We start from the raw sequence: 15238 nt of genomic DNA on the forward strand, positions 1-15238 counted from the left end.
GTAGTAGTATCACCTCGAAGGAATTTTCTATACGAAAAAAGGCCCCGGCATAATGCCGAGAGCCTTGTTTTAGTAACTTAACAATGTTCTTACTTCTTCTACACTCTCACTGCTTCCTGTTACGATCAGACGATCTCCAATACGAAGCTCTGTGTCTCCGTGTGGTACGATCGAGTCTTTACCGCGGAAAATACGAACGATGATCGTATCTCCTAAGTAAGGGAAGTTGCGGAGTGGCACGCCGTTATATTCAACATTGTTCATATTGATCTGGTAGAGCGCATTTTCTTCTTTAGTGAAGATATTTACGACTCCAGGTGATTCGATCAGAGCTTTGAGTAACGCTTTTGTAGAGAAGAATACTGAGAACACATCGATGTTCAGATCACGTAATTGATCAGCGACTTCAGTTAATTCAATTCTCGCAATGACACGTTCAGTTCCATACTCTCTAGCGAATACAGCGATATCTGCGTTCGTTTCATCGTCACCTGTTGAAATCAATAGGATATCTGCATCGAATACTTCACTGTTTCGGAGCGTATCGATTCGATAATCAGAAAGTTCAGTAACGCTGAAGTGACTACTTTGCTTATCTGAGTCAACCTTCTCTTGCTTCGTATGATAAATCGACGTTTGATAATTCGCAGGATTCAGCTCTAAGGAAATCGGTAGCGTGATCTGGTTTGCACCAATAATCGCAAGCTTTTTAGCGTTGGATCGTTCTTCAGGTTTCGGCATTACTTTCCTAAACAAGATCGGTGCAACGATACAGCTGATGACGGCTACTAATATCAAAGCAGATGACAATTGTTCATCAATGATATCGATTCGTTCCCCGATTTCTGCTGCTGCGATTACGAGAGAAAGCGTTGACGTTAATAGAATTCCACTTCCGAGGACCGTTTTGATGTCATACCATCTTTTTAGCACTAATACTGGAACTAGCTTTGAAATAAATAGTGCAAGCAATAGTAATGGAATCAAGACAAGTACTCTAGGGTCTTGGAACAATGACCAAACATCTAGCTCGACCCCTACCATCACAAAGAAGATTGGGATCAAAAAGCCATAACCAAATGAGTCGAGCTTCTGTACAAGTTCTGTATTTGGTGATAGAAGCGATACGAGTGCTCCTGCCAAGAATGCACCAAGGATATTTTCCGCTCCAACCGTTTCTGAAATACCAACAAGTACGATAATTAGTGTAAATACTGCTCTCGTTCCAATCTGTATCGTCCCTTTTGACATCGTTTCAATAAAGGAAAGATGTCTGAAATAAGCACCCATGAAATACAGAAGGATACCAGCTCCAAATAGAACTAACAAGAGCCACATGTTTCCTTCTCCACCTGAATGAAGAGAAACAAAGATCGCTAACAAGATCATCGTAGCAAGGTCAGCGATAACAGCTATCAAAAGAATCGTTTGTCCGATACTCGTTTTAAGCACATTTGCATCTTTTAAAGTTGGCACAACGACGCCAAGCGAGATCGTCGAGATGATTAACGTCATGAAAAAGGCATTGTCTGTATAGCCGAGAACGACGAATAATATGGATAATCCATACGACACAAGAAATACGAAGACGAAGACGATGAATGAAACCAGAACACGGTTCGGTTCGATTTTTCCAGTCGGCAGTTTCACTTTCTTCTTTTTACTGGCAAACACAGAGAAATCGATCTCAAGTCCACTTAGGAACATTAAAAAGATGAACCCAAGCGTTGAAAGTGTGTCTAGCCAGGTATCCGCTTCGACCAAATTGAATCCACTCTGCCCGATAATGATACCAGCGATAATTTCAGCTACTACTACAGGAAGAATGTTCAACTTAAATCTGTGTAGAATGAATGGAATTAAAAATGCAATAACAACTACAATAACTAAGGATGATACTGATGCGCCGTGTTCCATGTCTTTCCTCCTTCAAACCCCAACGATATCCTACTAAATGAGATAGCTCATAAATGCAGTAGCCATACCAAAGTAGATGAGAATACTGATAATATCGTTGATCGTCGTAATGAACGGCCCTGAGGCCACTGCAGGGTCAATGTTTAATTTATGCATAAGTAGTGGTACAAGCGCACCTGCAAGCGTTGCGACTATCAGAGTACATAATAGCGAAAATCCAACTAAAATTCCAAGAAAAAAGGTTCCTTGCCATAAGAAAATAATAATTGTCACAAGGATCCCGCATGTTGCTCCCGTTATCAATCCTGTACCAGCTTCTCGTAAAATTAAGTTCCATTTACTATGTTCTTCAAAATCCCCTGTTGCAATCCCTCGGACGACAACTGCTAGAGCCTGTGTACCTGTATTTCCCGCCATCCCTGCGATCAACGGGATAAATACGGCAAGGAGAGCCACTTTATCGAGGGTTTCTTCGAATTGTCCGATTAAACTAGCGGTCATCATACCAAGAAACAATAAGATAACGAGCCAGGGCAATCGTTTTCGTGCTGAAGCAAATGGGTTTCGATCAAGCGTCCCATCGTCTGAGATTGCGGCTAGCTTGGAGTAGTCTTCTGAAGCTTCTTCTTCAATAACATCAACGATATCATCGTGCGTGATGATTCCAAGTAGGTGCTGTTGAAAATCCAGTACGGGTAGCGCGAGGAAGTCATAATCTCTCATCAACCTAGCCGCTTCTTCCTGGTCTTCTCCAACTGAAATCGATACAACACGTTCATTCATGATGTCTTCGATCAGGACATCTTCTTCAGCTATGATCAAATCTCTTAAAGATATGACGCCTACCAGCCTTTTTTGCTGGTCCACTACGAATACATAGTAGATGGTTTCTGCCTCGGGGGCTTCACGTCTAAGAATTTGCATCGCACGTTTCACCGTTTGGTGAGCTCGTATCGAAACAAATTCAGTCGTCATGATACTTCCGGCAGTCTTCTCTTCATAATGAAGCAGTTCTTTGATCTCGTCAGCTGCATCATCGTCCATGATTGTTAAATAACTTGCAATCTGTTCTGGATTAAGCTCGTTCAAGACGTCAACAGCATCATCGGCATACATTTCAGCAAGCATTTCAGCAGCATATGGAGGTTCCATTTCAGAAATAAAATCTTCCTGCTCTTCTATTTCAAAGTTTTGAAAGATCTCTGCCATTTCTTTTGGAGACAAATACGTATATACCAATAGTCGAACGTCTTCTTCAACAGTAAGGAAGAATTTTGCCTGGTCATAAGGATGTATATCGAGAAATAGGTCACGAAATGCCTCTATTTTTTCTTCAGATAAAGATTCGATAAGGGCATCGTAAATAAGTTGGATCTCTTGTTCTGGATGTGCCACCAAGCACTCCCTCCTTCCTACTCTTTACTAAGCGCGTCATGCGTTATCGTAATAAAATAGACATAAATTGCATGTGAGGTCTTGTTTATTTCTTTAAGTAGCGTACAATCTCATTTATAATATAATAAGTAAAATTACCTTCCTATCTTAGTCGGAACATAGTAATTTTGTCAAAACAAATTCCTTTTTCAGATTTGCAAAAAGAGTTTTTTCAGATAAGATAGGTGATGTGCTTTGAGCACGTCTCCAACGCTTTTCTTTAGAAAGGATTATATCATGAACAATGACAATCAAACACCTTGGCAGCAGATCGATTATACGCTTCTGTTCTTTATCTTTTTACTGATGTGTGTCAGTACAGTTGCCATTTATTCTGCACAAGCTTCACTTCCTGGAGAGTTAAAAAACGTAAACTTCGCTGGAAAACAGCTAACTTGGTATTTCATTGGAGCGTTTGTATTATCACTCACGATGGTCATCGACTTTGATCGCTTCAAACAGCTCTCGTGGTACCTTTACGGTTTTGGTATTTTCCTTTTACTACTGCTCATGATCATGCCAGAATACATAGGGAGCTATCAGATTGCCCCAATTCGAAACGGAGCAAAAAGTTGGTTCGTATTACCTGGGCTTGGAAGCGTGCAGCCATCAGAGTTTATGAAGATCTTTATGATCATCACAATCAGTTCTTCTGTCGTGAAGCACCATGAAAAATACGGAGAAAAAACGATTCAAACCGATTTGATCTTACTAGGTAAAATCTTTGCGATCGCTGCTCTTCCACTTGCGATCGTTATGAAACAGCCCGATCTAGGTACCGCGATGGTTTTTACCGCGATCGTCGTAAGTATTACGCTCGTATCAGGCGTTCGATGGCGTTTGCTCGCATTGCTCACGCTAACGGGAGTTGCAGGTATTGCTGCAGTAGTATTCACATTCTTTAAATTCCCAACCTTTTTCAAAAGTTACATTCTAGATGAATACCAGCTTGCCCGTTTTTATGGCTGGCTCGCACCAGAAGAATATACGGATGCAGGCTATCAAGCAACGAAAGCAATCCTAGCCATCGGGTCAGGAAAGCTTGAAGGAAAAGGCTATGCAGATGGTACCGTCTACTTCCCTGAAGCCCATACCGACTTCATTTTTGCAGTGATCGGTGAAGAGTTTGGTTTCATTGGAGCGAGTATCACCATCTCGATCTTCTTCCTTCTCATTTACCGCATGATTCATACTGCATTAGAAAGCAATGAATCGTTCGGTAGCTATTTATGTGCCGGTGTAATCGGGATGTTGACTTTCCAAGTATTTCAAAACATCGGTATGACCGTACGATTATTACCGATTACTGGAATCCCTCTTCCTTTTGTAAGTTACGGAGGAAGTGCCTTGCTCACATATATGATTGCAGTTGGACTTGTATTGAACGTTAGATCACGAACAAAAACATACATGTTTGAATAACCTGCCCAAGCGGCAGGTTATTTTTACATCACTTTCAAGAATGTGAACCATGAAAGTAGGGAATGGATAATCGCATAAAGGAGGAAGTACAATGTTCGATATTATTGGTGACATACACGGCTGTTATGATGAATTCGTATCCCTTACTCATCAGTTAGGCTACGAATGGAAAAACGAGACCCCTATTCATCCTGAAAACAGAAAGCTTGTCTTCCTCGGAGACCTTACGGATAGAGGTCCACAATCCCTAAACGTTATTGAAGTCGTTGCAAAGCTCGTTGAAAAACGAGAAGCCTATTATTGCCCCGGCAATCATTGTAATAAGCTCTACCGCTACATGATCGGTAGAAACGTCCAGCAAAAGCATGGGTTAGAAACAACCGTAGAGGAACTTTCACAGCTATCAAGTGCAAAGAGAGAAGACATCATCGACAAGTTTACTACTCTCTATGAAGAGTCTCCTCTCTATTTAACACTCGATAATGGAAGTCTCAATGTCGCGCACGCAGGGCTGCCAGAAAAGTATATCGGCCAATCTGGAAAAAAGGTTAAAACCTTTGTTTTGTATGGAGATGTGACGGGAGAAACCCACGCGAACGGCATGCCTGTAAGAAGAGATTGGGCAGCTACTTACAAGGCTTCCCCTCTCATCGTGTATGGTCATACGCCTGTCGAGGAGCCACGATGGATCAACAGAACCGTCAATATCGATACAGGTTGCGTGTTTGGAGGTAAGTTAACAGCACTTCAATATCCTGAACTCACAACCGTTTCCGTTCCTTCTTCCTTACCACTTGTTAAAGAGAAGTTCCGCGCATTTCCATAACATTTCTCATATCTTCTTCCAATTCAGCAGTAAACGTAAGTGTTTTTTCAAGAAAGGGGTGATAGAACGCAATGCTCTTACTATGAAGAGCTTGTCGGTTTATCTCTCCTTTTTCTCCGCCGTAAAGATCATCTCCTAATAAAGGATGACCGATCGAAGACAAGTGGACTCGGATTTGATGTGTCCTTCCGGTTAATAACTTGATTTCAAGGAGGCTTTTGGTAGAACTCGCTCGAATCGTTCGATAGTGAGTAACGGCTCTCTGTCCATCCTCTCTTACAGCCCTCTCGATGATGCTGCCTTCTTTTCGACCAATCGGTTGATCGATCACACCATCTTTTTGTTCAATAACCCCATGAATGATTGCATAATACGTTCGCTTCATCGTTTTGTTTTTTTGTTGTCGCGAAAGCAGGTCGTGCGCGTAGCGATGTTTTGCAAAGAGAACGAGACCGGATGTGTCACGATCGAGTCGATTGACCGCGTGTACGGTTCTGTTTAAATCATGCTTTTGATAGTAAGCGAGTACACCTTGAGCAAGGGAGCTTTCTGAATGCCTAGATGGAATCGTAGGCAGGTTTGACGGCTTATTGATAAGTAAGAAATGGTCATCTTCAAACGTAATCCTTAAATTCATCTCGATAGGCATCATAGTCTCACTAACCTTTTCTTCTGGAAACGTTAATGAAACGAGATCTCCTGTATGCAAAGTCGTCCGAACATTCCTAATTTCTCCGTTCACCCGAATGCTGCCACCTTTAAACTTAATATCCGTCAGCATACTTCTTGAAAGGCTTTTCTCTCTTAACAAAAATTCTCTCACTAAAGTTCCGTCGTTGCGTTCTTCTACCTTCCAGTTAAACTGTAAGCCGCTCATGATGCACCACCTCCTTTACTAGATAGAAAAGCAGTCCAGCTCTTCAGATGAACTGGACTGCTTCTGTACTTATTCATCATCGACGAACGATTCCTTCACGCGCTTCCAGAATGGGAAAGGTCTAAACCTAGCAAACCGGATCTTTTCTTCTGCAACACGATATTGAATCGATTTGACATCTTTTTGAAGTAAGAAAAGGTGGTCGACCGTAATCTGAAAATCCACGTCATTAACAGGTCTTAATAAACAAGTGTGATGCTGCGGCAAAACGAGCGGTGAGCCAACCGTTCGAAATACCCGATTATTGATCGATGCCATCTCGGAGAGCTGAATCGACGGCAGGGCTGGATGAATAATCGCTCCACCAAGCGCTTTGTTATAAGCTGTGCTCCCTGAAGGAGTAGAAATACAAAGGCCGTCTCCTCTAAATGTTTCAAAAAGATCACCTTTGATATCAACATTCATTACTAGTGAGCCCTCGACGCTTTTTACCGTACATTCGTTCAAAGCGAGATACCTATTTTCTTTCGAGCTATCAAGGTAACGAACCGTTACTTCAAGAAGAGGGTATTCAACGATTTGGAATGGCGTCCTCGCAATATGAATCACAAGTTTCTCAACTTCCTCAGGCACCCAATCTGCATAAAACCCAAGGTGTCCAGTATGTACACCGACAAATGCGGTATCGTCCAATCGATCTTGATAATGATGAAAAGCATGCAGCAACGTGCCATCGCCACCAACAGAGATCACGATATCTGGTTCTGCTTCATCGTACTCTAGATCAAAATCACGCAAATAGTTCTTTATGCGCTGCTGTAGCTGATTCGACGTTTGATCCCCTTTCGACTTTATAGCAAATTTCACTTTCGGCACCTCATCTACTTTAGTTTTCTTTCTCTTCCTTTTCTTTCTTTTGCATAAACACTTTTTGGGCTTCTTTTATTTCTCCCCTAATCTCCGACATTTCATCATCTAACCTTGAGGCGGCTTCTGCTGCTCGTTGAAGTCGCCTTTGGATGTTGCTCGGAATCTTCTTATTATATTTGTAGTTAAGGGAGTGCTCGATCGTTGCCCAAAAGTTCATTGCGAGCGTACGGATCTGAATTTCAACGAGAAGCATCTGTTCACCGTGAATCGTTTGAACAGGGTAACGGACAACGACATGATAAGAGCGGTACCCGCTCTCTTTTTGATTCGTTACATAATCACGCTCTTCAACGATTTCAAAATCTTTTCTGTTGCGTAAATGCTGAATCACACGGTTAATATCTTCAACGAACTGACACATCACGCGTAACCCAGCGATATCATGCATCTCTTCCTGTAGCTTATTCGTTGGAATATCTTTTCTTTTCGCTTTATCCATAATACTTGGAATCGGCTTTACTCTTCCTGTAACAAATTCTACAGGCGTATGATCATCCGCCTTTTCAAACTGATCTCTGATGCCTTTAAGCTTCACCTTCAGCTCGTTTACAGCCTGCTTATATGGCGCCAAAAACTCTTCCCAATTCATCCTACCACCACCAACGACAATATCTATGAAGTAGCTGTTAGAAATACGCTCTCAACAGCTTCATTCATTTCATTTCCATAGTTAGAATTCCCTTTGATATTCTCAACTAAATAAGCGAGCTCTTCTTTTATTTCGACAAGCTCGAGCTTATCCCCTGTCTCATCGACTAGCAAAACAGGTAAATCTTTATCTAGAATGCCTTTTAAAGAAGACCACACGTTCTTGTTAAAACGAATATATGTATACCCTTCATCACCATCAAGTAGATAAACAAATGAGAGGTTGTCTGAATCTACAAGCATATTCCCAGTTGCAGAATAACTAGTTAGATCCACTTTCTCATCGATATAAAAGATTGTATTCTCCTCGTTCATTTCTCCTCTTGTTACCTGGTATTGTAATGCCACAAATACCTCTCCTTCCTTGCAAATGCTATATGTACCACCATATAGTTTATCATATCGAATGGGGTGATTTCAGTTGTGTTGTCCTAAACACCTACTTATGACATAATTTCGATAGATAAGATATTTCCTTAATGGAGGCTCAACAAATGGCTCAAGAAATCGAGATCGAATTTAAAAATATGCTAACCGAAGAAGAATATGACGCATTATTAGCTTCTTATGAGCTATCACATGACGATATAAAAACACAAACAAACGATTACTTTGATTCTGATCAATTTATTCTTCGGGATAAAGGCGCAGCCCTACGTGTAAGGAAAAAGAAAAATAGGCTTGTACTTACCTTGAAAGAGCCAGCACAACAGGGATTATTAGAGACGCATCAAAATATCACTGAAGAAACATTTCAATCGATCAAAGAAACTGGACAATTACCAAACGGAGAAGTGTACCAACAAGTAGCGAAGCTCGGTCTTGCTGAAAACCTTTTCCATCTCGGGTCATTAACGACTCATCGTGCAGAAGTGAAGCTTCCTACTGGCCTCCTCGTTCTAGATCACAGTGAATATCTTGGATGTGAAGATTACGAATTGGAATTTGAAGTGACCGATTTTGAAGAAGGAGAACGTGCTTTCTACCAATTATTAGAAAAACATGGAATCGAAATTAGAAAGGCTAAGAACAAAATACAGCGATTCTTCATTGAAAAACAGAAGCAACTGTAGCGCTTCTGTTTTTTTATGGGAATCATTGCAAACCAGATTATTTGCTGTTACATATAGAGGTTGCTAAAATAAAACTGTAATAAGGTTCTAATTTCCAAAGGGGAAGAGCAATATGAAACAAAACATGTATGATTTAATTGGACGTTCAAAGTTAGATGAACTTGTGAACGCGTTCTATAACAGAGTTTCACAACATCCGAAACTTAAACCGATCTTTCCTGCTGACTTGGACGAGACAGCACGAAAGCAAAAACAATTTTTAACACAATTTCTAGGAGGTCCTCCTCTATATTCTGAAGAACATGGGCATCCTATGTTAAGAGCAAGACATCTACCATTTGAAATCACACCAGAACGAGCTACAGCCTGGCTAACTTGTATGGAAGATGCTATGGACGAAGTTGAATTAGAGATTGAACTTAAAGAACATTTATTAAACAGACTTACATTCACAGCCCACCATATGGTCAACACGGGTAATCCGGAAGAGAAAGGAGAATCGAATTGACACCGAAAGAGACAGGTTCCTTTTGCGATTCTTACAATCCAAACGGAGATACCGACACTTGTTCAACGCTATCCCAGAAAAGCAAGCCGATCGAGATCTACTCTTTCGTCGATCCGTTATGCCCTGATTGCTGGGGTCTTGAACCCGTCATAAAAAAGCTCCATCTTGAATATGGACATACATTTCGAATTAGGCACCTTGTGGGTGGTAATGTTGAAACGTTCAATTCCTTTAAAAGGAAAACAGAAGGCATTAAAACCCACGCAGATGTTGCGAAACGCTGGGAGCGCACTGCTACACGATCTGGCATGTCATGCGATGGGGACCTCTGGTTTGAGGATCCGATCGATACACCTTACATCGCTTCGATCGCAATCAAAGCAGCAGAGCTTCAAGGAAAGCTGCAGGGTCTTCGATTCCTTCGTAAAATGAGAGAACTTCTCTTCATCGAAAAGCAGAACATGACGAAAGAAGAGAACCTCGTCAATGCAGCTAAAGATACTGGCCTAGATGTGGAAGAGTTTAAAAAAGACCTCCACTCTCAAGCATCGATCAGAGCCTTTCAATGTGACTTGAAGATATCAGCTGAAATGGAAGTGAATGAACTTCCAACACTCGTTTTCTTTAACGAAAACATTGAAGAAGAAGGGCTGAAGATTACGGGTCTTTACGATTACGAAGTGTACGTTAGCATTTTACATGAAATGCTGAAAAAAGAACCGGAACCTGAGCCTCTACCTTCCATCGAACATTTCTTGCAGCGTTATCAGTTCGTTGCAACGAAAGAGGTTGCAGTTGTTTATGATTTGAGCCTTGAAGAAGCAAATGCCGAAATGAAAAAACTCGCACTGAAACAAAAAGCCGCACAAGTACCAGTGAAACATGGTTGCTTCTGGCGATCGACTTCTCAATCTTAAGGAACGGGGAAAATTCCCTCGTTCCTTTTTTACGGTCTAAAAACAAAAAGGTTTCATATTTATTTTATTGAGGAGGAGAAAGTATGTCTTATACTGTACTATTCGGTCTGATACTTGTGGCTTTGAGTTTTGGAGTTTTTTTAATGGGGCTTCTTAAGTTCATCCCTTCGATCGTAGGGATTCTTCTTCTGTTTTTCTCAATTTTATTTACAGTAAGCATGTTCAACAAGCGCAACCAATTTAAAGGCTTTCACTAAAAAACCCGCCTGTAGTTAGGCGGGTTTAGTACTGATAAAGTGGGGATTTCCGCTCCAGGATACTCGCTTTCCGCGGGGCGGGCGGTGAGCCTCCTCGGCTTCGCCTGTGGGGTCTCACCTGTCCCGCTGATCCCACAGGAGTTGAGTATCCTTCCGCTCCAATCCTAATATAAGTTTTATTGGAAGCGTAAACATCCTAAAGAAGCCGGAAAGGAAAACCTTTTTTTCATAATAGATTCAAATGTTTCATTCGAATTGAAATTAATTTTGTGAAGTGAATAACTCTTCCTTCATGTGATTAACGGAGTTCATCCATAGAAAGACAGACCATAATACACTAGATTTTTGAACAAGCAAAAACCCGCCTGTAGTTAGGCGGGTTTGCATTGTTATGAGAAGAGCAGGTTTTCCATTTCATCTAGGATGGATTCAAACACATCTAAAGCGTCGCTGATCGGTTTTGATGATGTCATATCTACACCAGCTTTTTTCAATACTTCGATCGGATAGTCAGAGCTTCCCGCTTTTAAGAAGTCAATATAGCGTGAAACAGCTGGCTCGCCTTCATCAAGGATTTGCTTTGATAAGGATGCCGCTGCACTAAATCCTGTGGCATATTGGAATACATAATAGTTGTAGTAGAAATGTGGGATCCTTGCCCATTCAAGTGCAATATCTTCATCGATCACTAGGTTTTCACCGAAATACTTTTTGTTCAACTCATAATACAACTTTGAAAGCAGGTCTGGAGTCAATGGCTCGCCTTCTTGAGCTTTCTTATGGATCATGTGCTCGAATTCAGCAAACATCGTTTGACGGAACACAGTTCCACGGAATCCTTCAAGATAATGATTTAACAAATACAGCTTTTCTTGCTTATCTGTTGTATTTTTTAATAAGTAGTCATTCAGAAGAGATTCATTCGTCGTCGACGCCACTTCTGCTACAAAGATCGAATAATTAGCGTATGGATATGGCTGGTTCTCTCTCGTGTAATAAGAGTGTACGGAATGACCAAACTCATGTGCAAGCGTGAAAAGATTGTTCACGTTATCTTGCCAGTTCATCAAAATATATGGTCGCGTACCATAGCTGCCTGATGAATACGCTCCGCTGCGCTTCCCAACGTTTTCTTGAACGTCTACCCAGCGATTTTCAAATCCTTCTTTTAAGATGTTTTCATATTCTTCGCCTAGTGGCGTTAATCCCTTTAAAATATAATCCTTCGCTTCCTCATACTTCACTTCCATCTTTACATCTGGAACTAAAGGTGTATAGAGATCATACATATGAAGTTCATCTAATCCTAACGCTTTTTTACGAATATCTACGTAACGATGCAACAAATCTAAGCGACTATTTACGGTTTTGACGAGATTATCATACACTTCTTCAGGAATATTGTTATTGTCGAGTGCTGCTTGACGAGCAGAATCGTAGTTACGAACGGATGCATAGTAGTTATCACGCTTGACCGTTCCACTCAGCGTACTCGCGAATGTGTTTTTAAATTTATCATACGTATCATAGACGGCTTTAAAGGCATCCTTCCTTACTCTACGGTCACTGCTTTCAAGGAAACGGATCAATCTACCATGAGTGACTTCAACCTCATCACCGTTCTCATCTTCAATCGTAGGGAATTTCATATCAGCATTGTTTAACATCCCGAACGTGTTGCTCGAACTATTCGTAACATCACTAATGCCAGCGAGAATCGCTTCTTCTTCTTTTGAAAGAACATGTGGACGCTGACGGTTAATTTCGTCGAGTGCTTGAGCATACAACTGAAGATCTTTGTTTTCTTTCAAATAAGTTTCGATTTCCTTCTCAGGGATACTTAAGATTTCTGGTACTACGAACGCAAGCGCGCTGCTGACTTGTGTCGCAAGATTTGATGCTCGATCATTCAAACCTTGATACGTTGAGTTTGTCGTATCCTGGTCGTACCTCATGTGTGCGTATGTAAAAAGCTTTCCTAGTTTTTTGGTAATTTCATCTTGCTTTTGTAGTCCAGCATAAAGCGTATCAGCTGATTCGCTCAGTTTCCCTTTATACGTTTCCATCTCAGGGATTAGCGCTTTAATTTCTTTGAATTCTTCTTCCCATTTCTGATCATTCTCATAAATCGCTTCTAAATCCCACGTATCTTCTACCGGAATATCTTCACGTTTTGGTAATGCATTTTTTGTTTTGTTCTCCATCTATCAGACACCTCCATCATATTTTCATATACATTAATTATCCTATCATATTTCTCTTATTATTCTTACATTTTCGCTCGACAATACTCGCATGTTAGCTAAGATTTGAAAGTACTCTTTCATCTGATTTTAAAGCGATTTCGACAGAATGATGCATGGCGGGTTGATGTATTTTTTCATACCGATCTCCTCTTTTTTTGAGAACGGATAACGTGATGAGTTGCGAGAGGTAACCTCTTAAAGAGAGTTCGATCCCTTCTTCGAATGATTGGGTTCGTACTTTGATAATGCCTCGAGAAATGAGTTCTTTAAAGGAAGTAGAAAGATGATGAAGTGTAAACGTTGAGTTGGGACGTAGGTTTTGAAGGAAAACTAACGAAATCCAAGATTGCCATAAATACGCTGGGGTTTCGATCCAATAATTTGAGGATGAGGGGATGCCTGCTTCTGAAGGGAACAGTCTGAGTGTCCCTCCTTTTTTGTATAAAAGTTTCCTCATATAAAAATAGGCATAACTTTTTTCGCCATGAGGATTCATTCGCCAGATTCGTTTTTGTTTAAGCCAGATCCAAATGAGGTGAGAGTGAGAGAGTGTTGTTACGTGAGGCTGAAAAAGAGAAGTGATCGAAGTGGTTTCAAGAGAGATTACGTGTGAAGTACAAACGATTTTTGTAGGGGTCAAACTATACTGGGGTACAACGAGGGAAAATAGTTTTTCAAATGGACAGTAATAAAAGAGAACTGGTGTATGGTTTATCAGTTTAACAGCTGCCCACTCCATGGAACTTACCGAGTGGATAAAAGGATACTTACTTCTGAGCCGACTCTTACCTAAGATCCACCATACGTCGAGCCCACTTTGATAATAACTGTCTGAGCGGTGCTGTAAGAGTGTTTCTTCTATGGGAGAGCATTGGTATTCGATAGCAAGGTTACGTGACTTTAAAAAGAGATCTGGCCGTTTTCGAGGCTCTGATAAGTATGTTTCTACTTCAACGTCAGCGTGCTCATTTCTTAACCAGCGGTAAAGCTGTTCTTTGCCTGAAAGATGATAGCTAGACTCAACCTCCCACGGATCAACACAAGGGGCATGGGCACGGTGGGCAAAATGCCAAACTTTTTTCTGACCGAGTCTCATGACGACTGATCCATTACAACTTGGGCAGTAAAAGTCAGTAGTCTTACGAAGCTTTATCAGAGAATCTAACCCCTCTTTGTTCTCAGCAAAATTCAATATTGATCCAACGCTTGATACAGCTTTTAACATCTGTTCACCTCGATTTTAATTAGATGCGATAGTATTCTCTTCTCTCTCACAATTTTCCTCTTTTTATAAAAATAAAAAAAGCCGATTTCCTATTGAAATCGGCAATGGTTTATAAGAGTGGGAAGTGAACACGGAGCTGTTCAAGAGCCTGTTCAGAGAGAATTTCCTTACCGTATTCTTGCATCCTGTGAACTGTTAGATCTGACTCATATCCGTACTCTAACAACTGGCTCAAACGGTTATCCTGATCATCTTCGCTCAATGCTTCGTCAAAAACAACGTGGAGGTAATATCTGTCTTCGAAATTGTACAGCCCGTTTTCAACTCCATCTGCATCAAATCCATGAGCTAAAGAGATAACATCTTCAAAATCTTTAAATCCAATTGTGAAGGTGAGTTCTTCTTCTTCAAGCTGTTCTGCTTCCTCTGTCTCATGACTACTTTGAATCGTGAATTTGTCGTCTAAAATTTTATCAATATTCTCATCGATTGGAAGATCCAATTGTTTATCTTCAGAGATCGGTAATTCAAGTTTAGAGCCGTCGTTAGACATCTGCGCACGTGTAACGATGATTTCCAAACCTTTTTCTAAGGCCTGTACTTGTATCCAGAGCGGACCTTCCAGTGAAAATTGCTCTCGCTGATGCGCTTCATCCATCATTTCCCAGAACAGCTCTTCTCCTCTTTCTCGATCGTACCAAATTTCTTCTCGATCAAATCCTCTATTTTCAATGTCCCTATACGTGATAAAGAATTTTAATGTATTTGCGTTGACTCGTTCTATTTCCATCCGTTTTCTCTCCCTCCTGTTTGTTTAACCGGAAGGCTATTCCCTCTGGGATACTCCTTATTGTTTCATTCCCTCAAGCGATTAAACCAAACCGCTTTTCTCTTGTAATACCATTCTATGATAAAACTTCAAAGAATGGAAATAAAAAAACGTTTGTTTTTCACTCAT

General features: G+C 40.8%; 15 protein-coding genes. 6 read left to right on the forward strand and 9 right to left on the reverse strand.

The window, feature by feature from the left end:
• Window positions 1-69: 69 nt before the first annotated feature.
• Window positions 70-1917, reverse strand: a complete 1848-nt coding sequence (locus ACXADT_RS16060; RefSeq protein WP_270181656.1) for a monovalent cation:proton antiporter family protein — start codon at window positions 1915-1917, stop codon at window positions 70-72.
• A 33-nt stretch (window positions 1918-1950) separates the two neighbouring features.
• Window positions 1951-3291 carry a magnesium transporter gene (mgtE, locus tag ACXADT_RS16065; protein WP_442865185.1) on the reverse strand — a complete coding sequence of 447 codons (1341 nt, stop codon included), beginning with the start codon at window positions 3289-3291 and terminating at the stop codon, window positions 1951-1953.
• A 297-nt stretch (window positions 3292-3588) separates the two neighbouring features.
• Here mgtE and ACXADT_RS16070 point away from each other — a divergent pair, with 297 nt between their 5' ends.
• Both ACXADT_RS16070 and prpE read left to right on the forward strand, forming a co-directional pair.
• Entirely contained in the window at window positions 3589-4773 is a 1185-nt protein-coding gene (locus ACXADT_RS16070; RefSeq protein ID WP_270181654.1) for an FtsW/RodA/SpoVE family cell cycle protein, read from the forward strand.
• A gap of 91 nt (window positions 4774-4864) precedes the next feature.
• Window positions 4865-5599, forward strand: a complete 735-nt coding sequence (prpE, locus tag ACXADT_RS16075) for a bis(5'-nucleosyl)-tetraphosphatase PrpE (RefSeq protein ID WP_474831889.1) — start codon at window positions 4865-4867, stop codon at window positions 5597-5599.
• On the opposite strand, the gene ACXADT_RS16080 is transcribed toward prpE, so the two are convergent.
• From ACXADT_RS16080 to ACXADT_RS16095, 4 genes are all read right to left on the reverse strand, one after another.
• On the reverse strand, window positions 5571-6476 hold the full coding sequence (locus ACXADT_RS16080) for an RluA family pseudouridine synthase (protein WP_474831891.1): 906 nt from the start codon (window positions 6474-6476) through the stop codon (window positions 5571-5573). The genes prpE and ACXADT_RS16080 overlap by 29 nt on opposite strands.
• Before the next feature lie 69 nt (window positions 6477-6545).
• Window positions 6546-7343, reverse strand: coding sequence for an NAD kinase (locus ACXADT_RS16085; RefSeq protein ID WP_270181651.1), 798 nt, complete (start codon window positions 7341-7343; stop codon window positions 6546-6548).
• A gap of 19 nt (window positions 7344-7362) precedes the next feature.
• Window positions 7363-7995: a GTP diphosphokinase gene (gene yjbM, locus ACXADT_RS16090; RefSeq protein WP_270181650.1), complete on the reverse strand. Its 633-nt coding sequence runs from the start codon at window positions 7993-7995 to the stop codon at window positions 7363-7365.
• Window positions 7996-8018: 23 nt separating this feature from the next.
• Entirely contained in the window at window positions 8019-8402 is a 384-nt protein-coding gene (locus tag ACXADT_RS16095) for a UPF0738 family protein (protein ID WP_474831892.1), read from the reverse strand.
• A 146-nt stretch (window positions 8403-8548) separates the two neighbouring features.
• On the opposite strand from ACXADT_RS16095, the gene ACXADT_RS16100 reads away from it, so the two are divergent.
• From ACXADT_RS16100 to ACXADT_RS16115, 4 genes are all read left to right on the forward strand, one after another.
• Entirely contained in the window at window positions 8549-9127 is a 579-nt protein-coding gene (locus ACXADT_RS16100; protein WP_270181648.1) for a CYTH domain-containing protein, read from the forward strand.
• A 112-nt stretch (window positions 9128-9239) separates the two neighbouring features.
• A complete protein-coding gene (locus ACXADT_RS16105; RefSeq protein WP_270181647.1) occupies window positions 9240-9635 on the forward strand; it encodes a globin domain-containing protein in 396 nt (131 codons plus the stop codon).
• An 89-nt stretch (window positions 9636-9724) separates the two neighbouring features.
• Window positions 9725-10552 carry a ClpXP adapter SpxH family protein gene (locus ACXADT_RS16110; protein ID WP_270182048.1) on the forward strand — a complete coding sequence of 276 codons (828 nt, stop codon included), beginning with the start codon at window positions 9725-9727 and terminating at the stop codon, window positions 10550-10552.
• 83 nt (window positions 10553-10635) lie between these two features.
• Window positions 10636-10809 carry a hypothetical protein gene (locus tag ACXADT_RS16115; RefSeq protein WP_270181646.1) on the forward strand — a complete coding sequence of 58 codons (174 nt, stop codon included), beginning with the start codon at window positions 10636-10638 and terminating at the stop codon, window positions 10807-10809.
• 389 nt (window positions 10810-11198) lie between these two features.
• On the opposite strand, the gene pepF is transcribed toward ACXADT_RS16115, so the two are convergent.
• From pepF to mecA, 3 genes are all read right to left on the reverse strand, one after another.
• Window positions 11199-13013 carry an oligoendopeptidase F gene (gene pepF / locus ACXADT_RS16120; protein WP_474812345.1) on the reverse strand — a complete coding sequence of 605 codons (1815 nt, stop codon included), beginning with the start codon at window positions 13011-13013 and terminating at the stop codon, window positions 11199-11201.
• A gap of 94 nt (window positions 13014-13107) precedes the next feature.
• Entirely contained in the window at window positions 13108-14280 is a 1173-nt protein-coding gene (locus ACXADT_RS16125; RefSeq protein ID WP_474831894.1) for a competence protein CoiA, read from the reverse strand.
• 109 nt (window positions 14281-14389) lie between these two features.
• Entirely contained in the window at window positions 14390-15070 is a 681-nt protein-coding gene (mecA, locus tag ACXADT_RS16130; RefSeq protein ID WP_270181643.1) for an adaptor protein MecA, read from the reverse strand.
• Between the last annotated feature and the right edge of the window lie 168 nt (window positions 15071-15238).

The sequence above is a fragment of the Anaerobacillus sp. ABR4_321 genome (assembly GCF_056158505.1).